The sequence below is a fragment of the Pseudomonas sp. NFACC05-1 genome (assembly GCF_900100135.1).
GTDB lineage: Bacteria > Pseudomonadota > Gammaproteobacteria > Pseudomonadales > Pseudomonadaceae > Aquipseudomonas > Aquipseudomonas fluorescens_Q.
The window spans coordinates 16956-37953 of sequence record NZ_FMTR01000033.1 but is presented as its reverse complement, the minus strand read 5'-3'; the positions used below and the strand labels follow the sequence as shown (position 1 = coordinate 37953).

The following is a 20998-nucleotide window of genomic DNA, read 5'->3' as shown; positions in this document are numbered from 1 at the left end:
CCGTGGCGAGGGAGCTTGCTCCCGCTGGGCCGCGAAGCGGCCCTAGAACCCGGCGACGCGGTGGATCAGGTTGATTGAGTGAGCTTGAGAGGGGGGCTGCTGCGCAACCCAGCGGGAGCAAGCTCCCTCGCCATAAAAGCTCAAGAGCCACAGGTGCAGTGTTCCCTGCAGCAACACAGGTGCGGTTTCCCTACAATAGTGTCCCCCGGCAATCGAGCACCAACCGCGCGCCGCCGTGTTCGCTGCTACCCACCTCCAGCGTGAACCCATGCAGATTGACGATCGCCGCGACGATCGACAGGCCCAGGCCGAATCCGCCGTGCTGGCTGCTGCCCTCGGCACGGTAGAAACGGCGAAACACGGCCTTGCGCTCCGCCTCGGGGATGCCCGGGCCCGAATCGAGCACTTCGATGCGGGTGCTGTCGCCCTGATCGACCCCACGCAGGATCACTGTGCCGCCCGGCGGAGTGAACTTGATGGAGTTGCTCAGCAGGTTCGAGACGGCCTCGAACAATAATGCCCGGTCGCCGTTGAGCAGGGGCAGCGCATCAGGCACCTCGAGGATGAAGGTCAGCTCGCCTTCCTCGGCCAGCGGCAGGTAAAAGTCATGCAGCTCCTGCAATAACTGCAACGGGTCGAGGCGCACGAAACCCGAGCGCCGCTGCTGGTCTTCCAGCTCGGAAATCCGCAACAACCCCCGAAACCGTGCCATCAGGGTGTCGGTCTCGGCGATCACCTGATCCATTTGCAAGGCCTCGGGCGAGCCGTCCGGCGCCTGTTGCTGGATGCGATAGAGTTGGGCACGCAGACGCGTCAAGGGGGTGCGCAGGTCATGGGCAATGTTGTCGCACACGCCCTTGACCTCATTCATCAAGCGCTCGATACGCTCGAGCATGGCATTGACGATTGCCGCCAGCATGTCCAGCTCGTCGCGCCGGCTCGACAGCGGCAGGCGATGGGTCAGGTCGCCGGCAACGATGGCTTCGGCGCTGGCCTGCAACTGGCGAATCCGTCGTAGCGGTCGGCGGCGCAGCAGGTGCCAGCCAGCGATGCCCGGCAGGACGGTCAGCGATACGCCCCAGAACAGCGCGTGCAGGATGATCCGTGTCACCGCGAACAGCGAGCCGTTGTCCCGGGCCAGGACCAGCCAGCGACCGTCCTGGGTCCGGGTCGCCACCGCGTCGCAGCTGTCGGAAGGCACGCCGGGGTCATCGGAATCGACGCAGCCGCCGAGCATGTGGATCTTGCCGTCAAGGGGCAGGTCGGCGGGCACGCGCAGGATCGGCCCGCTCAAATGGCGCAGTTGCGGATCGAACAGCCCGTAGGCGTCGACACCGCGCTCGTCCAGCGTCAGGCTGGCCATGAGCGCATCTTCCAGTTGATCGCCATGGATCCGGGCGAACAGGTGCTGGCGCTGCATCAGGGAGTGCTTGGCCAGGCTGTCGAGGTAGCCAAACACTTCGTAATACATGACCCCCATCAGGATCGCGCTCCAGATCACGAACAGCGAACTGTACAGCGCCAGCAGACGGCTGCTGGAGGAGCGCCAGCCTTTAGCGGGGTTCAGCAATGACATAGCCGGAACCCCGTACCGTGCGAATCAGCGGTTCCAGGCCCGGCGGATCGATTTTCTTGCGCAGGCGGCCAATGTGCACGTCGATCAGGTTGGTGCCAGGGTCGAAGTGATAGCCCCAGACTTCCTCGAAAATCATCATGCGCGAGAGGATCTGCCCGCTGTTGCGCATCAGGAATTCCAGCAGCTTGTATTCGGTGGGCAGCAGGCTGAGCAGTTGCCCGTTGCGGCTGGCTTCTCGGCTGATCAGGTTCAGTTCCAGATCGGCCACCCGTAGCGCGGTTTCCGGCTCGCGGGCGCCATTGTTGCGCCGCAGCAGCACTTCGACCCGGGCGGCCATTTCGTCGGTGGCGAACGGTTTGGTCAGGTAATCGTCGCCGCCGGCCCGCAGGCCACGGACCCGCTCGTCCACGTCGGAGAGGGCGCTGATCATCAGGATCGGCGTGGCCACGCCCATGGTGCGCAGCGTGGTGACGATCACCAGGCCGTCGAGCTCGGGTAGCATGCGGTCGAGGGTGATCAGGTCGTAGTCGCCGCTCACCGCCCGTTCCAGGCCTTCGCGGCCGTTGTCGACCCAATCGACGTCCAGGCCGTTGCGGGTCAGCTCGGCGACGATTTCACGGGCGGTCACGGCGTCGTCTTCGATGGTCAGGATGCGGTTCATGGGCGGTACCGTGTAGGGAAGTCGGTGCTATTGCGCAGCATTCTGCCAAAGAATACCTGTCGGCTTTCTGAAAAAAAGTTCATGAGCCGAAAAGCGGATTCACTGGCGTGGATCAACAACTGGTCACAAATAACTCCTAACATAAATCGGCGCGATCCAGCATGTTGTATCTGTTGCCCTGTGGTAGTGCGCTGTCGCTGCCAGGTACTGATACTCGTGGTGTGCCGCAAGGAGCCCGCCCCACAGAACTTTCAAGGAAGAGCAATATGATTCAACCTCAAGACCTTCTACGCCGAAAATTTGATATCCAGCCGCTGACCCAGGCCGACATGACGGTGCACCTGGACGGGCAGGCCGTCAGCGCCGCCCACGGTGAAACCGTCCTCACCGTCATCCAGTCCTTGGGTCAACGGCAGGTGGCCCGCAACGACCACGACCAGATCAGCGGTGCCTATTGCGGCATGGGTGTATGCCAATGCTGCCTGGTCAAGATCGATGGCCGCCACAAGCGCCGCGCCTGCCAGACCCTGGTACGCCCCGGCATGCAGATCGAAACCCGGGTCAACCGCATCACCGAAACGGAGGCGCCATGAACCTCGATCCGGTGATTGTCGGCGGTGGGCCGGCGGGGATGGCCGCAGCCATCGAACTGGCCTCCCACGGCGTGCGCTGCACCTTGCTCGAAGAAGCGCCGCGCCTGGGGGGCGTGGTGTATCGCGGACCGTTGCGCGATGGCGTGCGCCTGGATTACCTCGGCCCGCGCTACAGCGAAGCCCTGGAGAAACTCCATGGCGAACTCCAGCAACACGCCGGCCTGATCGACGTGCGATTGAGCAGCCGTGTCATGGGTGCCGAAGGCTTCCGGGCGCTGATGCTGCTGGATGCCGACGAGCGCCTGGGCGAGGTCGCCTATTCCCATCTGGTGCTGGCGGCCGGTTGCCACGAACGCAGCGTGCCGTTTCCGGGCTGGACCCTGCCGGGCGTGATGATGCTCGGGGGCCTGCAATTGCAGATCAAGAGCGGTGTGGTCAAGCCGCCGAGCCCGGTGGTGATCGCTGGCACCGGTCCGTTGTTGCCACTGGTGGCTTGCCAACTGCACGCATCGGGCGTGGCGGTGGCGGGTGTGTATGAGGCCTGTGCGTTCGGCCGGATCGCCAAGGAAAGCCTGGCGTTGCTGAACAAGCCGCAACTGTTCCTCGACGGCCTGAGCATGCTGGCCTACCTCAAGCTCAATCGCATTCCCGTGCGCTATGGCTGGGGCGTGGTGCAGGCTGACGGCGAGGGAGAGTTGAGCGTCGTTACCGTCGCGCCTTACTCCACAAGCTGGGAGCCCGACCTCAAACGCGCTGAACAGGTGCCGGCCCAGACGCTGGCGGTCGGCTACGGGTTTATCCCGCGGACTCAATTGAGCCAGCAGATGGGCCTGGAGCACGGTTTCAGCGACGACGGCTATTTGCGGGCCGTGTCCGATGCCTGGCAACAAAGCAGCGAAGCGCACATTCACTTGGCCGGCGACATGGGCGGGATTCGCGGCGGTGAAGCGGCCATGCTGAGTGGACGCATCGCGGCGTTGTCGATCCTGATGCAACGCAACGTGCTGGATCCGTCCACGGCCCTGGCGTGCCGCGAACGCTACCAGGCGCAACTGGAGCGGATCATTCGCTTTCGCGCCGCCGTGGATCGCTACACCCAGCGCGGCGCCGGGCAAACCGCGTTGCCGGCCGCCGATACGGTGATCTGTCGCTGCGAGCACACCACCCGCGCCGACATCGACCGGGCCCTGGAGCAGGGTGTGCAAGACATGGCCAGCCTGAAGATGCGCACCCGCGTGAGCATGGGCGATTGCCAGGGGCGGATGTGTGTCGGCTATTGCAGCGACCGCTTGCGCGAGGCTACCGGGCGTGCCGACGTGGGCTGGCTGCGACCGCGTTTCCCCATCGATCCGATTCCCTTCTCAGCGTTCCAGAACCTTGGCACCGAGGTCGTTTCCCATGATTAAGCACTATGACGTGGTCATCGCTGGTGGTGGTGTGATCGGCGCCTCCTGTGCCTATCAACTGTCCAAGCGCAAACACCTGAAAGTCGCCCTGATCGACGCCAAGCGCCCCGGCAACGCGACCCGCGCTTCGGCGGGCGGCCTGTGGGCCATTGGTGAGTCGGTGGGCCTGGGCTGCGGGGTGATTTTCTTTCGCATGATGTCGGCCAACCGCAAGCGCCAGACCCAAGGCGCCGCGGTGGCGGTGGACGCCAGCACGCCGCACATCCTGCCCCAGTCGTTCTTTGATTTCGCCTTGCAGTCCAACGCGATGTATCCGCAGTTGCACCGCGAGTTGATCGACAACCATGGCATGGATTTCAAGTTCGAGCAGACCGGGCTCAAGTTCGTGATCTACGACGACGAAGACCGTTTGTACGCGGAGCACATCGTTGCCTGCATTCCTCATCTGGCCGATCAGGTGCGCTGGCTCGACCAGGCCGCCCTGCGTGAGGCGGAGCCGAATGTCAGTCATGAAGCCTTGGGAGCGCTGGAGTTTCTCTGCGATCACCAGGTCAGTCCGTTCCGCCTGGCCGATGCCTACACTGAAGGCGCCCGGCAGAACGGTGTCGACCTGTTCTTCAACACCAGCGTGACCGAGGTGCTGCGCAGCGGCACGCGGGTGACAGGCGTGAAAACCGCCGAGGCGGGGACATTCAACTGCCGGACCCTGATCAACGCGGCCGGTGCCTGGGCGGCGGACCTGAGTGAGCAGGCCACTGGCGTGCGGATTCCGGTCAAACCGGTCAAGGGGCAGATCCTGTTGACCGAGCGCATGCCGAAAATCCTCAACGGCTGCCTGACCACCAGCGACTGCTACGTGGCGCAGAAAGACAACGGTGAGATCCTCATTGGCAGCACCACCGAAGACAAAGGCTTCGACGTGACCACGACCTATCCGGAGATCGAAGGGTTGGTGCAAGGCGCGGTGCGGTGTATCCCGCAATTGGTCGACATCAACCTGAAACGAACCTGGGCCGGCCTGCGCCCGGGGTCACCTGATGAATTGCCGATCCTGGGGCCGATGCGCGGCGTGGAGGGCTACCTCAACGCCTGCGGGCATTTCCGCACCGGCATCCTGACCTCGGCCATCACCGGGGTGCTGCTGGACAAGCTGGTGAACAACGAACCGCTGCCGCTGGACCTCACGCCGTTCCTGGCGGATCGCTTCGAAGTGGCACCGAGTGTCGTCGAGCCGAAGGACGTGGAGCTGGCCTGAAGGGGAGCCATGAAGGAGCTGAGGTGAACACCTCTCCCACAGTTACCCGAAAATAACTGTGGGAACATGCACGAATCTGCCCATCGCCACCGTCCCCAGTGGCGAGGGAGCTTGCTCCCGCTGGGGCGCCAAGCGGCCCTGAGACCTGGCGACTCGGTGTGTCAGGCAAATGGTTGGGGCTGCTGCGCAGCCCAGCGGGAGCAAGCTCCCTCGCCACAAGGGATTGGCTGGATACACCATCGAAGTACACCGCCGAATCCCACAGAAACCACACCCATCCGTTATTCCATCGGCGTACTGACAAACGCCTCCAACCCTTCGGCATAGGCGGTGAACGCGCTGATCAACGGGAAAGCCTTGCCCTGCACCTGGTCCGGCACCACCAGGTTGGTGAAGCTCCAGGCCACCGCGACAGTGATGCCGGCCTGATCGAGTTTGCCATCAGTGCTCAACGGCTGTTTTTCCAGTTCCTGCTCCAGCATTCCATAAGCCGCCGCCAGTTGGCCTTCTACGCGTTCAACCCAAGGCGCGTGCTGGATCTCCCGCAGGTTGCGTTCGTAGTAGATCTGCACCGACTTCTCACAGGCCGCCAAGGCCAATCCAATCAGGCGCAGCGATCGCAGCCGCTGCCCAAGGTCGGCCGGCATCAAGCTTTTCCCCGGAGCAGCCAAGGCCTCCAGGTAATCGATGATCAACGTGGAGTCCATTAGCACCGAGCCATCGTCCAGCACCAGGGTCGGGGCCTTGACCACCGGGTTGATGCGCTGGAACTGTTCGAAATGCCTGAACACCGAAACGGAATCGTGCTCCAGGGCAACCCCCAGGCACTTGGCGGAAATGGCGACGCGTCTTACATAGGGCGAATCCAGCATGCCGATCAGTTTCATGACTTCTCCTTGAGTAATTCTTTGCGGGCGTTAATCCTCGAACCCGACCTGTTCATGGATTTCATCGACCTTGAGTTCCAGTCGGTAAGCCACGGCGATGAACAATGCCTGGCACAGGCACAACGTGGCACTCAACGAACGGAAGGCGAACGAACTGCCTTCGTTGACCAGCAACACCGCGTTGGCCCGTTTGGCCAGGGGCGACAGGTTGCTGTCGGTGATGATCAGGGTCTTGGCCTGATGGTGCTGGGCAATGCGCAGGCAGTGCTGGGTTTCCTTGCCATAGGGCGTGAAGCTGATGGCGATGACCAGGTCGTTGGCGCGCACGCTGCGCATCTGCTCGCGGTAACTGCCCCCCAGGCCGGACACCAGGTGAATGCGTTTATTGGTGTGTTGCAGGTTGTAGACCAGGTAATCGGCCACCGCGAACGAGCGGCGCACACCCACCACATAGATATTGTCGGCGTTGACCACCAGGTCTACGGCCTTTTCGAACGCCTGGTCATCCAGCTCCAACCCCAGCCGCTCGATGCCCGACAGGGTCGCGTTGACGCACTCACGGGCCAGGTCGCCGCCGCTGGCTTTCTGCGACTTGTTGGCGATCATGCTGCGGATGCGCTGCTGGTAGTTCTGCACCGGGGTGGTCTTGTGGGTGTAGGCCTCGCGGAACAACGCCTGCATTTCGCTGAACCCGCTGAAACCGAAACGCTGGGAAAACCTGACGATGGCCGAGGGGTGCACTTCGCACTCCCGTGCGATGTCGCTGATGCGGTCGACCATGATCCGGTCGCTCTGCTGGCTCATGTAGCTGGCGATGCGTTTGAGCTGGCGCGGCAGGCTTTCGTATTCATCGGTGATCAGTTGCAGCAGGCGCTCGGCATTGATCGGTGGGCTCGAGAGGGCGGGGTCGGACGCGCTCTCGGACGGCGCCGGCAGATCATCGGGGCGGGTCATAGAAAATCCTTCTGGCTTGTTCTTATAGGGCCGCCCGAAAAAAGGCCGGCCCTCGACAATAGGTTGGCTGGTCGCAGTCTACAGCGTAGGCGCAGGGAAAATCATGGGCGGACAAATGTTGCGGCAACTGCTGAAACGATGCACTGCGTCTGGTCCGGTTCGGGCATAGCGTATTGGAAAAAATATTCCACGTAAAAAATTTATAGAATAATTATTGATTATTGCCCGCCGCTCGTTTTAGTCTGCATCCACCAACAGCGCTGGCGTCGGTTTTGGCGACAAGCGCAGGCTGATAAAAATAACAGGAGCCAGCATGGGCCAGACTCGTTTTGCCAGTGGGCGTCAATTGGATGTGATCTGCCTGGGACGCCTGGGCGTCGACCTTTACGCGCAGCAAGTCGGCGCGCGCCTGGAAGATGTCGCAAGCTTCGCCAAGTATCTGGGCGGTTCGTCGGCCAACATCGCTTTCGGCACGGCACGCCTGGGGCTCCGGTCGGCGATGCTGAGCCGGGTAGGGGACGATCACATGGGCCGCTTCCTGGTGGAATCCCTGGCACGTGAAGGCTGCGACGTCAGTGGCATCAAGGTCGATCCCGAACGCCTGACGGCCATGGTCCTGCTGGGTATCAAGGACCGGGAAACCTTTCCTTTGGTGTTCTACCGGGAAAATTGCGCCGACATGGCGTTGCGCGCCGAAGACATCGACGAAACCTTCATTGCCTCCAGTAAGGCGTTGCTGATCACCGGCACGCATTTCTCGACCGAAAGCGTCTACAAGGCCAGCATCCAGGCGTTGGATTACGCCGAGAAACACAGCGTCAAGCGCGTGTTGGACATTGACTACCGCCCCGTGCTCTGGGGCCTGGCAGGCAAGGCCGATGGGGAAACCCGTTTTGTCGCCGACCAGAAGGTCAGCCAGCACGTGCAAAGCATCCTGCCGCGTTTCGACCTGATCGTCGGCACCGAAGAAGAATTCCTGATCGCCGGCGGCTGCGAAGACCTGCTGAGCGCCTTGCGCACCGTGCGCTCGCTGACGGCGGCGACCCTGGTGGTCAAGCTTGGCGCGCAAGGTTGCACGGTGATTCATGGCGCCATTCCGGCCCGCCTTGAAGACGGCGCCCTTTACCCTGGTGTCCGGGTCGAGGTCTTGAATGTACTGGGCGCCGGTGATGCATTCATGTCGGGGTTCCTCGCCGGTTGGCTGGAGGACGCCAGCGATGAGCGCTGCTGTCAGTTGGCCAATGCCTGCGGCGGCCTGGTGGTGTCGCGCCATGCCTGTGCCCCGGCGATGCCGACCCGGGCCGAGCTCGACTATTTATTCAAGAGCCCGGTGCCGATTACCCGGCCGGACCAGGATGCGGTGCTGCAACGGCTGCATCAGGTCAGCGTGCCGCGCAAGACCTGGAAACAATTGTTCATCTTTGCCTTCGACCATCGCTGGCAACTGGTGGAGCTGGCCCAGAAGGGCGGTCGCGACCTGAACTGCATTGGGGACCTCAAGCAACTGTTCATCCAGGCGGTGGAGCGGGTTGAAGCCGACCTGCAGCGCCAAGGCATCGAGGCCGACGTCGGCCTGCTGGCCGACCAACGCTTCGGCCAGGACTCGCTGAACGCTGCCACCGGACGTGGCTGGTGGGTGGCGCGACCGGTGGAGGTACAGAATTCGCGGCCACTGGCGTTCGAGCATGGGCGCTCCATTGGCAGCAACCTGATCGCCTGGCCGCAGGAACAGATCATCAAGTGCCTGGTGCAATTTCACCCTGATGACGAGCCACTGCTGCGCCTGGAGCAGGAAGCGCAATTGATGGGGCTGTACAAGGCTTCCCAGGTCAGCGGCCATGAATTGCTGCTGGAAGTCATTCCGCCCAAGGATCATCCGTCACCCCACCCGGACGTGCTCTATCGCGCCCTCAAGCGCCTCTACAACCTGGGTATTTTCCCGGCGTGGTGGAAGATCGAGGCCCAGAGCGCGCAGGAGTGGAAACAGCTCGATGAGCTGATCCAGCAACGCGACCCGTATTGCCGCGGCGTGGTCCTGCTGGGCCTCAACGCCCCGGCCGCCGCCCTGGCTGAAGGCTTTCGCCAGGCCAGCCAGAGCAGCACCTGCCGTGGGTTTGCCGTGGGTCGGACGATTTTCCAGGAACCGAGCCGGGCTTGGCTGGCCGGGGAAATCGATGATGAAACGCTGATCCGGCAGGTGCAGGGCCGGTTTGTGGAATTGATCGAGGCGTGGCGCAGTGCCCGTGCTTGATGGCAATTGCGCCGGCTCTTGTGGCGAGGGGATTTATCCCCGCTGGGCTGCGTAGCAGCCCCAAACTCCAGTAACCCGGTGTATCAGGCAATTTACATTCAGCCGTTAAGGGGCTGCTTCGCAGCCCAGCGGGGATAAATCCCCTCGCCACAGTGATGTATTCACAAATGGTTTTCGATATTCAGTTTGAGAACAATAAAAGGTGCAGCCCATGCCCGCTATTCGAATTGGCATCAACCCGATTTCCTGGAGCAACGATGACTTGCCGTCGTTGGGCGGCGAGACGCCGTTGAGCACGGCGCTGAGCGAGGGCAAGGCAATCGGCTACGAAGGTTTTGAACTCAACGGCAAATTCCCCAAGGACGCCAAGGGCGTCGGCGATGTGCTGCGTCCTTATGACCTGGCGCTGGTCTCCGGTTGGTATTCCAGCCGCCTGGCCCGGCGTTCGGCGGCCGAGGAGATCGACGCCATCGCCAGCCACGTCGAGCTGCTGGCACAGAACGGCGCGACGGTGCTGGTGTACGGGGAAGTCGCCGACTCCATCCAGGGCCAGCGGATTGCGCTGATCGAGCGCCCGCGTTTCCATACGGATGAAGCCTGGCAAGCCTACGCCGACAAACTCACTGAACTTGCGCGCTTCACCTTGTCCCAAGGCGTACGCCTGGCCTATCACCACCACATGGGCGCTTACGTCGAGTCACCCGCGGACATCGATAAATTGATGGCCCTGACCGGCAGCGAAGTCGGCTTGCTGTTCGACTCGGGCCACTGCTACATGGGCGGTGGCGAACCGCTGCAGGTCTTGCGCAAGCACATCGAGCGCATCTGCCATGTGCACTTCAAGGACGTGCGCAAACCGGTGGTGCAACTGGCGCGCAATAACCTGTGGAGCTTCCCCGACTGCATCATCAACGGCACCTTCACCGTGCCGGGGGACGGCGACATCGACTTCGCCGCGTTGCTCGACGTGCTGCTGGCCGCCGATTACCAAGGCTGGCTGGTGGTGGAAGCCGAGCAGGACCCTGCCGTAGCACCGAGTTATGCCTACGCCAAGAAGGGCTACGACACGCTGCGTGCCTTGCTGCAAGAAAGGAGTCCGTCATGAGCCTGTTGATCAAGAGCCATTCCAGCGGTCGAACCATGGTTCAGTTGCCGGCAGGTGAGCTGGAATATGTCGGGTTCGCCGCCTACCGCCTGAGCCTGGGCGAAACCCTGCCGGTGGCCGCCGATGACAAGGAATTGTGCCTGGTGCTGCTCAGCGGGCGCATCAGCCTCAAGGGCGAAGCGCCGGGGCAAGGGGCCTTCGATTGGGACAACGTCGGTGATCGCCAGTCGGTGTTCGAGGACAAATCACCTTATGCCGCCTACCTGCCGCCCGGCAGCCAGGCCCAGGTCACCGCGCTGAGCGATGTACAGATTGCCGTGTGTGCCGCACCGGGGTCTACGCAGAACAGTTATGGCCCACGGTTGATCCGTCCGGACAGCATGAAGCGCAGTGTGCGCGGCAAGGGCGCCAATACCCGTTATGTCTGCGACATCCTGCCGGACAGCGAACCGGCCCATTCGCTGTTGGTGGTGGAAGTGCGCACACCGTCGGGGCACTCCTCGAGCTACCCACCGCACAAGCACGACACCGACGACCTGCCGCACCAGAGCTTCCTGGAGGAAACCTATTACCACCAGGTCAACCCGTCCCAGGGCTTCGTGTTCCAGCGGGTCTACACCGATGACCGCAGCATTGACCAGGCCATGGCCGTGGAGAACAGCGACCTGGTGGTGGTGCCCAAGGGTTACCACCCGGTCAGCGTGCCCTACGGGTACGAGTCGTATTACCTGAACGTCATGGCCGGCCCGAAGCGGGTCTGGCAGTTCCATAACGATCCGCAGCACAGCTGGCTGCTGGACCTCTGATTTCCAACATTCGTACGGAGAACAAGAACAATGAGTGACGCCCCGGTAGTAGGCCATTACCTCAACGGCCAGGTGCAGGACCACGACAGCACGCGGTTCAGCAATGTCTTCAACCCGGCCACCGGTGCAGTGCAGGCCCGGGTGGCCCTGGCCGAGCCGGGCACCGTCGACGCGGCAGTGGCCTCGGCGCTGGCGGCGTTTCCGGCCTGGTCCGAGCAGTCGTCATTGCGTCGTTCGCGGGTGATGTTCAAGTTCAAGGAACTGCTGGACCGGCACCACGACGAGCTGGCGCAAATCATCAGTCGCGAACACGGCAAGGTGCTGTCTGACGCCCACGGCGAAGTCACCCGTGGCATCGAGATCGTCGAGTACGCCTGCGGTGCGCCGAACCTGCTCAAGACCGATTTCAGCGACAACATCGGCGGCGGCATCGACAACTGGAACCTGCGTCAGCCCTTGGGCGTTTGCGCCGGGGTCACGCCGTTCAACTTCCCAGTGATGGTGCCGTTGTGGATGATTCCCCTGGCGCTGGTCGCCGGCAACTGCTTCATCCTCAAGCCTTCGGAGCGCGATCCGTCCGCCAGCCTGCTGATGGCCCGGTTACTGACCGAAGCCGGCTTGCCGGACGGTGTGTTCAACGTGGTCCAGGGCGACAAGGTGGCGGTGGATGCGCTGTTGCAGCACCCGGACATCGAGGCGATTTCCTTTGTCGGCTCCACGCCGATTGCCGAATACATCCATCAGCAGGGCACGGCGCACGGCAAACGTGTGCAGGCCCTGGGCGGGGCCAAGAACCACATGATCGTCATGCCCGACGCCGACCTTGATCAGGCGGCGGATGCGTTGATCGGTGCCGCTTATGGCTCGGCCGGTGAGCGCTGCATGGCGATTTCCATTGCCGTGGCAGTGGGTGACGTGGGCGATGAATTGATTGCCAAGCTGTTGCCCCGCATCGACCAACTGAAGATCGGTAACGGTCAGCAGCCTGGCACCGACATGGGGCCGCTGGTCACCGCCGAGCACAAGGCCAAGGTCGAAGGCTTCATCGACGCCGGCGTGGCCGAGGGCGCTCGGCTGATCGTCGATGGCCGTGGTTTCAAGGTGCCCGGGGCCGAGCAGGGATTCTTTGTCGGCGCGACGCTGTTCGACCAGGTCACCGCCGAGATGAGCATCTACCAGCAAGAAATTTTCGGCCCGGTGCTGGGGATCGTTCGCGTACCGGATTTCGCCACGGCGGTGGCGCTGATCAACGCCCATGAGTTCGGCAACGGCGTGTCCTGTTTCACCCGTGACGGCGGCATCGCCCGGGCGTTCGCCCGCAGCATCAAGGTCGGCATGGTGGGCATCAACGTGCCGATTCCGGTGCCCATGGCCTGGCATTCCTTTGGTGGCTGGAAGCGTTCGTTGTTCGGCGATCACCATGCCTACGGTGAAGAAGGCCTGCGTTTCTACAGCCGCTACAAAAGCGTGATGCAACGCTGGCCCGACAGCATTGCCAAGGGGCCTGAGTTCAGCATGCCGACTGCTCAATAACTCACTTTTGAATGACTGCCGGAGGGAGAATAACAATGAACAAGCCCCTGCGTTTTGCCTTGAACCGAATGGTTGCGCCACACCTGTCACTGCCCGCTTTCATTGATTTGGCCCTGGCGTTGAAAACCGATGCCATCGAGATCCGCAACGATCTGAAGGGCGTCGAGATCGAAGACGGCATGCCGCCGGCCCGCGTGCGCGAGTTGTGCGAGGCGCGCGGCATCAAGGTACTGTCGATCAACGCCCTGTACCCCTTTGACGTGTGGAACGAGGAGCGCCGCGCCCAGGCCGTGCGGTTGGCCGACTACGCCCGCGAATGCGGCGCCGAGGGCCTGGTGATGTGCCCGCTCAATGACCGCGCCGACCCACGCAGCGAGGCTGAGCGCGCGGCTGGGCTGCGTACGGCCCTCAGCGAACTGGCGCCGATTCTGCGCGCCTTTGGCATCTACGGGTTCATCGAGCCCCTGGGTTTCGAAGAGTGCGCGCTGCGCCGCAAGCGCACGGCGGTGGAAGCGATCAAGAGCATTGGCGGGCTGGATGTATTCCGCCTGGTGCATGACACCTTTCACCATCATTTGGCCGGTGAACAGGAATTCTTCCCCGAGCTGACCGCTCTGGTGCACATCTCCGGCGTCGAGGATGCCCAGGCGCCGCTGGCGACGATCCGTGACGGCCATCGGGTGCTGGTGGGCGAGGCCGACATCCTGGGCAATGCCGTGCAGATCGAGGCGCTACGGGCCGGTGGCTACGAGGGCTACCTGTCCTTCGAGCCGTTCGCCGAGAGCGTCCATGAACTGGCCGACATCCGCCAGGCGTTGGGGGCGAGCATGGACCATTTACAGAATCCGCAGGCCTGACACAGTCATCAAAATGATGATGCCCCCTTGTGGGTGCGAGTCAGCCGCAATTTGCATTCCAGACAAGGTGCAAGCATGACCACAACACGACTGACCATGGCCCAGGCCCTGGTGAAATTCCTCGATAACCAGTACATCGAAGTCGATGGCGTCCAGAGCAAGTTCGTCGCCGGGGTCTTTACCATTTTCGGCCACGGCAACGTGCTGGGCCTGGGTCAGGCGCTGGAACAGGACAGCGGCGACCTGGTGGTCCACCAGGGCCGCAATGAACAGGGCATGGCCCACGCGGCCATCGGTTTTGCCAAGCAGCACCTGCGCCGCAAGATCTACGCTTGCAGCTCGTCGGTGGGCCCCGGCGCGGCGAACATGCTGACCGCCGCAGCCACCGCAACAGCCAATCGCATTCCGTTGCTGCTATTGCCCGGCGATGTCTACGCCAGTCGCCAGCCGGACCCGGTGCTGCAGCAGATCGAGCAGTTCCATGACCTGAGCATCAGCACCAACGATGCCTTCAAGGCCGTGAGCAAATACTGGGATCGCATCAACCGCCCCGAGCAACTGATGACCGCCGCGATCCATGCCATGCGCGTGTTGACCGACCCGGCCGAAACCGGCGCGGTGACCCTGGCCTTGCCCCAGGACGTACAGGCCGAAGCCTACGATTACCCGGATTACTTCCTGCAAAAACGTGTCCATCGCATTGACCGTCGCCCGGCCACTGAAGCGATGCTCGGCGACGCCCTGGCGCTGCTCAAAGGCAAGCGCCGACCGTTGGTCATCTGTGGCGGCGGCGTGCGGTATTCCGGGGCCAATGCGGCGTTGCAGGCCTTTGCCGAGCGCTTCGACATTCCGTTCGCCGAGACCCAGGCGGGCAAGAGCGCGGTGGTGTCCAGTCATCCGCTGAACGTCGGCGGCGTCGGTGAAACCGGTTGCCTGGCGGCGAACCTGCTGGCCAAGAAAGCCGACCTGATCATCGGTATAGGCACCCGCTACAGCGATTTCACCACGGCATCGAAATGGCTGTTCCAGCACCCGGATGTGCAGTTCCTCAATCTCAACATCAGCCCGTGCGATGCCTTGAAGCTCGACGGCGTGCAGCTGCTGGCCGACGCCCGTTCGGGGCTGGAGGCACTGTCCGCCGCGATGGGCGACTATCGTGCCGAATGGGGAGGACAGATCGCCGATGCCAAGGCCCAGCTGGACGCCGAAGTGGACCGGATTTATCAGGCGGACTTCCAGACCGAGGATTTCGTCCCGGAGATCAACGACCACATGGACCCGGCGGTGTTTCGCGAATTCATCGAACTCACCGGTTCCTGCCTGACCCAGAGCCGCGTGCTCGGCACCCTCAACCAGACCCTGGCGGATGACGCCATCATCGTCGCCGCCGCTGGCAGCCTGCCCGGCGACTTGCAGCGCAGCTGGCGCAGCAAGGGCGTGAATACCTATCACGTCGAGTACGGTTATTCGTGCATGGGCTACGAGGTGAATGCAGCGCTGGGGGTGAAACTGGCCGAGCCCGACAAAGAGGTCTACGCCCTGGTGGGCGATGGTTCCTACATGATGCTGCACTCGGAGCTGGCGACCTCGATCCAGGAACGCCGCAAGATCAATGTGGTGCTGCTGGATAACATGACCTTCGGTTGCATCAACAACCTGCAAATGGAACACGGCATGGACAGCTTCGGCACCGAGTTCCGCTTCCGCAACCCGGACACCGGCAAGCTCGACGGCGGTTTTGTGCCGGTGGACTTCGCCATGAGCGCCGCGGCCTACGGTTGCAAGACCTACAAGGTCAAGACTCTCGACGAACTGCAGGCGGCCCTGGCCGATGCGCGGCGCCAGAGCGTCTCGACGCTGATCGACATCAAGGTCCTGCCCAAGACCATGATCCACAAATACCTGTCGTGGTGGCGGGTCGGCGTGGCGCAGGTGTCCACCAGCGCCCGCACCGATGCGGTCGCCAAGACCCTCAACGAACGGCTGGCCAAGGCCCGTCAATACTGATTGCCCCAACAATACGAAAGGAGTTCTCTACATGTCTTTGAAGCTGGGCGTCATCGGCACCGGGGCCATCGGCCAGGACCATATCCGTCGTTGCAGCCAGACCCTGCTCAACAGCCAGGTGGTGGCGGTGACCGACATCAACCTGCAACAAGCGGCCAAGGTCGTTGCCGATCTCAAGCTGACCGCCGAGGTCTACCCCGACGGTCACGCGTTGATCAAGGCGCCGGACGTGGAGGCGATCCTCGTCACTTCCTGGGGCCCGAGCCACGAAGAGTTCGTGCTGGCGGCGATTGCGGCGGGCAAACCGGTGTTCTGTGAAAAGCCGCTGGCCGTCACGGCCGAAGGCTGCCGCAAGATCGTCGAGGCTGAAATCGCCCACGGCAAGCGCCTGGTGCAGGTAGGCTTCATGCGCCCTTACGATGAAGGTTATCGCGCGCTCAAGGCGGTGATCGACAGTGGCCAGATCGGCGAACCGCTGATGCTGCATTGCGCCCACCGCAACCCGAGCGTGGGCGAAAACTACAAGACCGACATGGCGATCACCGACACCCTGATCCATGAGCTGGATGTGTTGCGCTGGCTGCTGGCCGATGACTACGTGTCGGTGCAGGTGGTGTTTCCGCGCAAGTCCAGCAAGGCCCTGGCCCATTTGCGCGACCCGCAGATCGTCCTGCTGGAAACCGCCCGGGGCACGCGCATCGACGTCGAAGTGTTCGTCAACTGCCAGTACGGCTACGACATCCAGTGCGAAGTGGTGGGGGAGACCGGCATCGCCAAGCTGCCGGAACCGTCCCAGGTGCAACTGCGCAGTGGCGCCAAGCTGTCGAATGCGATCCTGATGGATTGGAAGGACCGTTTCATCGCGGCCTACGACGTCGAATTGCAGGCCTTCATCGACGGCGTGCGCGCCGGGCAGGTGGGCGGGCCGTCGGCCTGGGACGGCTTCGCCGCAGCGGTGGCGGCGGATGCCTGTATCCAGGCGCAGCAGAGTGGGCAGATCATCAAGGTTGACCTGCCCGAGCGCCCGCGTTTCTACGGCTAACCCACAGGGTGCATTCCAACCGTGACCTAAGGAGCTTTCATGCGAATCGGACTAGTGGGCTATGGCAAGGGCGGACGATTTTTTCATGCGCCGCTGATCAGCAGCCTGCCGGGGGCTACGTTTGTTGGCGTGGTGACCCGGTCCGTCGAGCGGCGCGAGCAACTGGCGAGTGATTACCCGCACGTCCAGGCCTTCGACACGCTCGAACAACTGGTAGCGGCCGGCGTCGATGCGGTGGTGGTGTCCACGCCGTTGGACGGTCGCCCAGCCGTGGTGATGCAAGCCATCGAACTCGGCGTGGCAGTGGTCAGCGATAAGCCTTTCGCCCAAGACGCTGCGCAAGCCGAGGCCATGGTGCTGGCGGCCGAGCGGCGCAATGTGCCGCTTTGCGTGTACCAGAACCGTCGCTGGGATTCGGATTTCCTGACCCTGCGCAAACTGCTGGCGTCCGGCGCCCTGGGCCAGGTCATTCGTTTTGAATCCAGTGTCGAGCGCTATTCACCGACGTCGGTGGGGAAGGGCAGCGGCGGCGGATTCCTGCGGGACCTGGGCAGCCATCTGGTGGACCAGGCGCTGCAGTTGTTCGGGCCGGTGGTGCGGGTCTACGCCGAGCTGGACTACCGGCAGCCGGACCAAGTGTTCGACAACGGCTTCTTCATGTCCTTGACCCACGCCAGCGGCGTGATTTCCCACTTGAGCGGCAATTGCGTGCAAAACGCAGCGCGCCCGCGTTTTCGAGTCAATGGCACCCAGGGCTGCTATACCGTCGAAGGCCTGGATGGGCAAGAAGCCCAGGCATTGGCGGGCTTGAGCCCGGCGTCCGAGGGCGAACGCTGGGGCGCTGAAGAGCATCGGCGCTGGGGCTGGTTCGAACACGGCACCGAGCGCGAGCGGGTGACCTCGGAGCGTGGCTGCTGGCTGGCGTTCTACCAACACCTGCAAACCGCATTGCAGGGCGCTGGCCCGCTGCCGGTGGAGGCCCGTGATGCACTGGCGACCACGCGCATCCTTGATGCTGCCAGGCAGAGTGCCGAGCAGGGCGAAGTGGTGCGGTTGTCCACGCCTGTCGGTCATGGAATAAAAAACGAATAAAATTCTAAAATCAGTTGATATGGAAAATATTTTCCAATAAAGTCGATTCCAGGTTACCGACAATCCTGTCCGCCTCCCGCCAAGCCAGCCTTGAACGGATGAAGGACGAAACAAAAACAAGAAACACAGCTAGGTACCGTCGATGAAAACCTTCAGCCGTTCTGCGTTTCACCTGTCACCTCTGCTGCGCCTGTCCGCAATCCTTCCCCTGTTCGAATCCCTGTGCATCCAGCGCAAGGGCGCCGTTGTGTGTTGCATGCCCGGCGCGCCCATCGTGCGTTTGCCCCGTTCCTGATCCGCTACGCCTTATCCATAAAACCAACAACAAAGTGGAGAAAGACCGTTCATGAAGACCAAGACCCGTATCGCCTCGCTGGCCCTGTCGTTGATGCTCACCAGCGGCGCTGCCCTGGCGGACTTGAAGATCGGTGTCAGCATGTCCCAGTTCGATGACACCTGGTTGACTTACCTGCGTGAATCCATGGACAAGAAAGCCAAGTCCCTGCCGGACGGCGTCACCCTGCAGTTCGAAGACGCCCGCAGCGACGTGGTCAAGCAACTGAGCCAGGTGGAAAGCTTCATCAGCCAGAAGGTCGACGCGATCATCGTCAACCCCGTGGACACCGCCGCGACCCAACGCATCACCAAGTCCGCCGTGGCCGCCGGTATTCCGCTGGTCTACGTAAATCGCCGTCCCGACGACCTGAAACTGCCGGCGGGCGTGGTCACCGTTGCCTCCGACGACCTGGAAGCCGGCCACATGCAAATGCAATATCTGGCCGAGAAGATGGGTGGCAAGGGCAACATCGTGATCCTGCTGGGTGACCTCGCCAACAACTCCACCGCCAACCGCACCAAGGGTGTCAAGGACGTGCTGGCCAAGTACCCCAACATCAAGATCGAGCAGGAGCAGACCGGCACTTGGTCGCGGGACAAGGGCATGACCCTGGTCAACGACTGGCTGACCCAGGGGCGCGAGTTCCAGGCGGTGGTGGCCAACAACGACGAGATGGCCATAGGCGCCGCGATGGCCCTCAAGCAAGCGGGCACCAAGAAAGGCAGCGTATTGATTGCCGGGGTCGATGGCACACCGGACGGCTTGAACGCGATCAAGAAGGGCGACATGGCCGTCTCGGTGTTCCAGGACGCCAAGGGCCAGGCCGATGGCTCGATAGACACGGCGGTGAAAATGGTCAAGAAACAGCCGGTCGAACAATCCGTCTGGGTGCCGTACCGCCTGATCACGCCGGAAAACGTCGGTCAGTTCAAGTGACGCTTGGCGCACCGGTCCCACCACAACAATAAACAGGCAAGGTTGCCACGCTGACCTTGCCGAGGGAGTACCTGATCATGTTCGCTTCAGCGACTGCTTCGAGCGCCCCGGCGATGACTTTCCGGCCGGACGTAATACCTGATGAACCGTATCTGCTGGAAGTCGTCAATGTCAGCAAAGGCTTTCCCGGCGTGGTGGCCCTGTCCGATGTACAGCTGCGGGTACGCCCCGGTTCCGTTCTGGCCCTGATGGGCGAGAATGGCGCGGGCAAATCCACCTTGATGAAAATCATCGCCGGTATCTACCAGCCGGACGCCGGCGAACTGCGCCTGCGCGGTAAACCGGTGACGTTCGACACGCCGCTCGCGGCGTTGCAGGCCGGCATCGCGATGATCCATCAGGAACTGAACCTGATGCCCCACATGAGCATCGCCGAAAACATCTGGATCGGCCGCGAGCAGCTCAACGGCCTGCACATGGTCGACCATGGCGAGATGCATCGCTGCACCGCCCGCCTGCTGGAGCGCCTGCGCATCAAGCTCGACCCTGAAGAGCAGGTGGGCAACCTGAGCATCGCCGAGCGGCAGATGGTGGAGATTGCCAAGGCCGTCTCCTATGACTCCGACATCCTGATCATGGACGAGCCGACCTCGGCCATTACCGAGACCGAAGTCGCCCACCTGTTTTCGATCATTGCCGACCTCAAGTCCCAGGGTAAGGGCATTATCTACATCACCCACAAAATGAACGAGGTGTTTGCCATCGCCGATGAAGTGGCGGTGTTCCGCGACGGCGCCTACATCGGCCTGCAACGGGCCGACAGCATGGACGGCGACAGCCTGATTTCGATGATGGTCGGGCGCGAACTGAGCCAGTTGTTTCCGGTGCGAGAGCAACCCATCGGCGATTTGGTGCTGTCGGTGCGCGACCTGAGCCTGGAGGGCATTTTCAAAGGCGTTTCCTTTGACCTGCATGCCGGGGAGATCCTGGGCATCGCCGGGTTGATGGGTTCGGGCCGGACCAACGTGGCCGAGGCGATTTTCGGCGTGACCCCGAGTACCGGCGGCGAAATCCTGCTGGACGGCCAACCGGTGCGCATCAGCGACCCGCACATGGCCATCGAGAAAGGCTTCGCGCTGTTGACCGAGGACCGCAAGCTCAGTGGCCTGTTCCCGTGCCTGTCGGTGCTGGAAAACATGGAGATGGCCGTGCTGCCCCATTACGTGGGCAACGGCTTCATCCAGCAAAAAGCCCTGCGTGCCTTGTGTGAGGACATGTGCAAGAAGCTGCGGGTCAAGACCCCATCGCTGGAGCAGTGCATCGACACCTTGTCTGGCGGCAACCAGCAGAAAGCGCTGCTGGCCCGCTGGCTGATGACCAACCCGCGCATCCTGATCCTCGACGAGCCGACCCGTGGTATCGATGTCGGTGCCAAGGCCGAGATCTACCGACTGATTTCCTACCTCGCCAGCGAAGGCATGGCGGTGATCATGATTTCCTCGGAGCTGCCGGAAGTACTGGGCATGAGCGACCGGGTCATGGTGATGCACGAAGGCGACCTGATGGGCACCCTGGACCGCAGCGAAGCGACCCAGGAACGAGTCATGCAATTGGCTTCAGGCCTGTCCTGATGCCAGCCCGTTCAACTTAATAACGTCGAGCAACATGTGGCGAGGGGATTTATCCCCGCTGGGCCGCGA

At 62.5% G+C, this 20998-nt stretch carries 18 protein-coding genes; 14 read left to right on the top strand and 4 right to left on the bottom strand.

What is annotated here, in order from left to right:
* Window positions 1-190 precede the first annotated feature (190 nt).
* Together BLO97_RS28005 and BLO97_RS28000 are read right to left on the bottom strand one after the other, a co-directional pair.
* Entirely contained in the window at window positions 191-1576 is a 1386-nt protein-coding gene (locus tag BLO97_RS28005) for a sensor histidine kinase (protein ID WP_092349276.1), read from the bottom strand.
* Window positions 1554-2237, bottom strand: coding sequence for a response regulator transcription factor (locus BLO97_RS28000; protein ID WP_047230191.1), 684 nt, complete (start codon window positions 2235-2237; stop codon window positions 1554-1556). Before BLO97_RS28000 ends, BLO97_RS28005 begins: the two co-directional genes overlap by 23 nt.
* A 266-nt stretch (window positions 2238-2503) precedes the next feature.
* On the opposite strand from BLO97_RS28000, the gene hcnA reads away from it, so the two are divergent.
* The 3 genes from hcnA to hcnC are packed head-to-tail and all read left to right on the top strand — an operon-like array spanning window position 2504 to window position 5491.
* Window positions 2504-2830, top strand: coding sequence for a cyanide-forming glycine dehydrogenase subunit HcnA (hcnA, locus tag BLO97_RS27995; protein WP_092146033.1), 327 nt, complete (start codon window positions 2504-2506; stop codon window positions 2828-2830).
* A complete protein-coding gene (gene hcnB / locus BLO97_RS27990; RefSeq protein WP_092349273.1) occupies window positions 2827-4236 on the top strand; it encodes a cyanide-forming glycine dehydrogenase subunit HcnB in 1410 nt (469 codons plus the stop codon). Before hcnA ends, hcnB begins: the two co-directional genes overlap by 4 nt.
* Entirely contained in the window at window positions 4229-5491 is a 1263-nt protein-coding gene (hcnC, locus tag BLO97_RS27985; protein ID WP_092146029.1) for a cyanide-forming glycine dehydrogenase subunit HcnC, read from the top strand. The genes hcnB and hcnC overlap by 8 nt, the downstream gene beginning before the upstream one ends.
* A gap of 281 nt (window positions 5492-5772) precedes the next feature.
* Here the strand turns inward: hcnC and BLO97_RS27980 are convergent, their stop codons facing one another.
* Window positions 5773-6378 carry a glutathione S-transferase gene (locus BLO97_RS27980; protein ID WP_092146027.1) on the bottom strand — a complete coding sequence of 202 codons (606 nt, stop codon included), beginning with the start codon at window positions 6376-6378 and terminating at the stop codon, window positions 5773-5775.
* A gap of 30 nt (window positions 6379-6408) precedes the next feature.
* The gene (locus tag BLO97_RS27975; protein WP_092349270.1) at window positions 6409-7332 is read right to left on the bottom strand and encodes a MurR/RpiR family transcriptional regulator; all 924 of its coding nucleotides are present in this window, start codon (window positions 7330-7332) and stop codon (window positions 6409-6411) included.
* Window positions 7333-7645: 313 nt separating this feature from the next.
* Between BLO97_RS27975 and iolC the strand changes: the two genes are divergently transcribed.
* The 11 genes from iolC to BLO97_RS27925 all read left to right on the top strand — a co-directional run bounded on the left by iolC (window position 7646) and on the right by BLO97_RS27925 (window position 20929).
* Entirely contained in the window at window positions 7646-9583 is a 1938-nt protein-coding gene (gene iolC / locus BLO97_RS27970; protein ID WP_092349267.1) for a bifunctional 5-dehydro-2-deoxygluconokinase/5-dehydro-2-deoxyphosphogluconate aldolase, read from the top strand.
* Window positions 9584-9794: 211 nt separating this feature from the next.
* Window positions 9795-10688, top strand: coding sequence for a myo-inosose-2 dehydratase (iolE, locus tag BLO97_RS27965; RefSeq protein ID WP_092349265.1), 894 nt, complete (start codon window positions 9795-9797; stop codon window positions 10686-10688).
* Window positions 10685-11494: a 5-deoxy-glucuronate isomerase gene (gene iolB / locus BLO97_RS27960; RefSeq protein WP_092146021.1), complete on the top strand. Its 810-nt coding sequence runs from the start codon at window positions 10685-10687 to the stop codon at window positions 11492-11494. Before iolE ends, iolB begins: the two co-directional genes overlap by 4 nt.
* Before the next feature lie 30 nt (window positions 11495-11524).
* Window positions 11525-13027, top strand: a complete 1503-nt coding sequence (locus BLO97_RS27955; protein WP_092224809.1) for a CoA-acylating methylmalonate-semialdehyde dehydrogenase — start codon at window positions 11525-11527, stop codon at window positions 13025-13027.
* 35 nt (window positions 13028-13062) lie between these two features.
* Window positions 13063-13884, top strand: a complete 822-nt coding sequence (locus BLO97_RS27950) for a TIM barrel protein (protein ID WP_092349262.1) — start codon at window positions 13063-13065, stop codon at window positions 13882-13884.
* A 75-nt stretch (window positions 13885-13959) separates the two neighbouring features.
* Window positions 13960-15891 carry a 3D-(3,5/4)-trihydroxycyclohexane-1,2-dione acylhydrolase (decyclizing) gene (gene iolD / locus BLO97_RS27945; RefSeq protein WP_092349259.1) on the top strand — a complete coding sequence of 644 codons (1932 nt, stop codon included), beginning with the start codon at window positions 13960-13962 and terminating at the stop codon, window positions 15889-15891.
* Window positions 15892-15922: 31 nt separating this feature from the next.
* Window positions 15923-16933, top strand: coding sequence for a bifunctional inositol 2-dehydrogenase/D-chiro-inositol 1-dehydrogenase (locus BLO97_RS27940; RefSeq protein WP_092146017.1), 1011 nt, complete (start codon window positions 15923-15925; stop codon window positions 16931-16933).
* A gap of 39 nt (window positions 16934-16972) precedes the next feature.
* Window positions 16973-18025: a Gfo/Idh/MocA family protein gene (locus tag BLO97_RS27935; RefSeq protein ID WP_092349256.1), complete on the top strand. Its 1053-nt coding sequence runs from the start codon at window positions 16973-16975 to the stop codon at window positions 18023-18025.
* 142 nt (window positions 18026-18167) lie between these two features.
* Complete coding sequence (locus BLO97_RS31740) at window positions 18168-18320, top strand: hypothetical protein (RefSeq protein ID WP_170845916.1); 153 nt, start codon at window positions 18168-18170, stop codon at window positions 18318-18320.
* A gap of 51 nt (window positions 18321-18371) precedes the next feature.
* The gene (locus BLO97_RS27930; protein WP_092224799.1) at window positions 18372-19298 is read left to right on the top strand and encodes a sugar ABC transporter substrate-binding protein; all 927 of its coding nucleotides are present in this window, start codon (window positions 18372-18374) and stop codon (window positions 19296-19298) included.
* A 77-nt stretch (window positions 19299-19375) separates the two neighbouring features.
* A complete protein-coding gene (locus BLO97_RS27925; RefSeq protein WP_092349253.1) occupies window positions 19376-20929 on the top strand; it encodes a sugar ABC transporter ATP-binding protein in 1554 nt (517 codons plus the stop codon).
* The last annotated feature ends 69 nt before the right edge of the window (window positions 20930-20998 follow it).

Excerpts from the sequence above, each read along its gene's own strand:
- hcnA (WP_092146033.1), top strand. The coding sequence starts at position 2,504 with ATGATTCAACCTCAAGACCTTCTACGCCGAAAATTTGATATCCAGCCG.
- hcnC (WP_092146029.1), top strand. The coding sequence starts at position 4,229 with ATGATTAAGCACTATGACGTGGTCATCGCTGGTGGTGGTGTGATCGGC.
- iolB (WP_092146021.1), top strand. The coding sequence starts at position 10,685 with ATGAGCCTGTTGATCAAGAGCCATTCCAGCGGTCGAACCATGGTTCAG.
- BLO97_RS27930 (WP_092224799.1), top strand. The coding sequence starts at position 18,372 with ATGAAGACCAAGACCCGTATCGCCTCGCTGGCCCTGTCGTTGATGCTC.
- hcnB (WP_092349273.1), top strand. The coding sequence starts at position 2,827 with ATGAACCTCGATCCGGTGATTGTCGGCGGTGGGCCGGCGGGGATGGCC.
- BLO97_RS27955 (WP_092224809.1), top strand. The coding sequence starts at position 11,525 with ATGAGTGACGCCCCGGTAGTAGGCCATTACCTCAACGGCCAGGTGCAG.
- BLO97_RS27950 (WP_092349262.1), top strand. The coding sequence starts at position 13,063 with ATGAACAAGCCCCTGCGTTTTGCCTTGAACCGAATGGTTGCGCCACAC.
- BLO97_RS27935 (WP_092349256.1), top strand. The coding sequence starts at position 16,973 with ATGCGAATCGGACTAGTGGGCTATGGCAAGGGCGGACGATTTTTTCAT.
- iolD (WP_092349259.1), top strand. The coding sequence starts at position 13,960 with ATGACCACAACACGACTGACCATGGCCCAGGCCCTGGTGAAATTCCTC.
- BLO97_RS27925 (WP_092349253.1), top strand. The coding sequence starts at position 19,376 with ATGTTCGCTTCAGCGACTGCTTCGAGCGCCCCGGCGATGACTTTCCGG.
- iolC (WP_092349267.1), top strand. The coding sequence starts at position 7,646 with ATGGGCCAGACTCGTTTTGCCAGTGGGCGTCAATTGGATGTGATCTGC.
- BLO97_RS27975 (WP_092349270.1), bottom strand. The coding sequence starts at position 7,332 with ATGACCCGCCCCGATGATCTGCCGGCGCCGTCCGAGAGCGCGTCCGAC.
- BLO97_RS31740 (WP_170845916.1), top strand. The coding sequence starts at position 18,168 with ATGAAAACCTTCAGCCGTTCTGCGTTTCACCTGTCACCTCTGCTGCGC.
- BLO97_RS28005 (WP_092349276.1), bottom strand. The coding sequence starts at position 1,576 with ATGTCATTGCTGAACCCCGCTAAAGGCTGGCGCTCCTCCAGCAGCCGT.
- BLO97_RS27940 (WP_092146017.1), top strand. The coding sequence starts at position 15,923 with ATGTCTTTGAAGCTGGGCGTCATCGGCACCGGGGCCATCGGCCAGGAC.
- BLO97_RS27980 (WP_092146027.1), bottom strand. The coding sequence starts at position 6,378 with ATGAAACTGATCGGCATGCTGGATTCGCCCTATGTAAGACGCGTCGCC.
- iolE (WP_092349265.1), top strand. The coding sequence starts at position 9,795 with ATGCCCGCTATTCGAATTGGCATCAACCCGATTTCCTGGAGCAACGAT.
- BLO97_RS28000 (WP_047230191.1), bottom strand. The coding sequence starts at position 2,237 with ATGAACCGCATCCTGACCATCGAAGACGACGCCGTGACCGCCCGTGAA.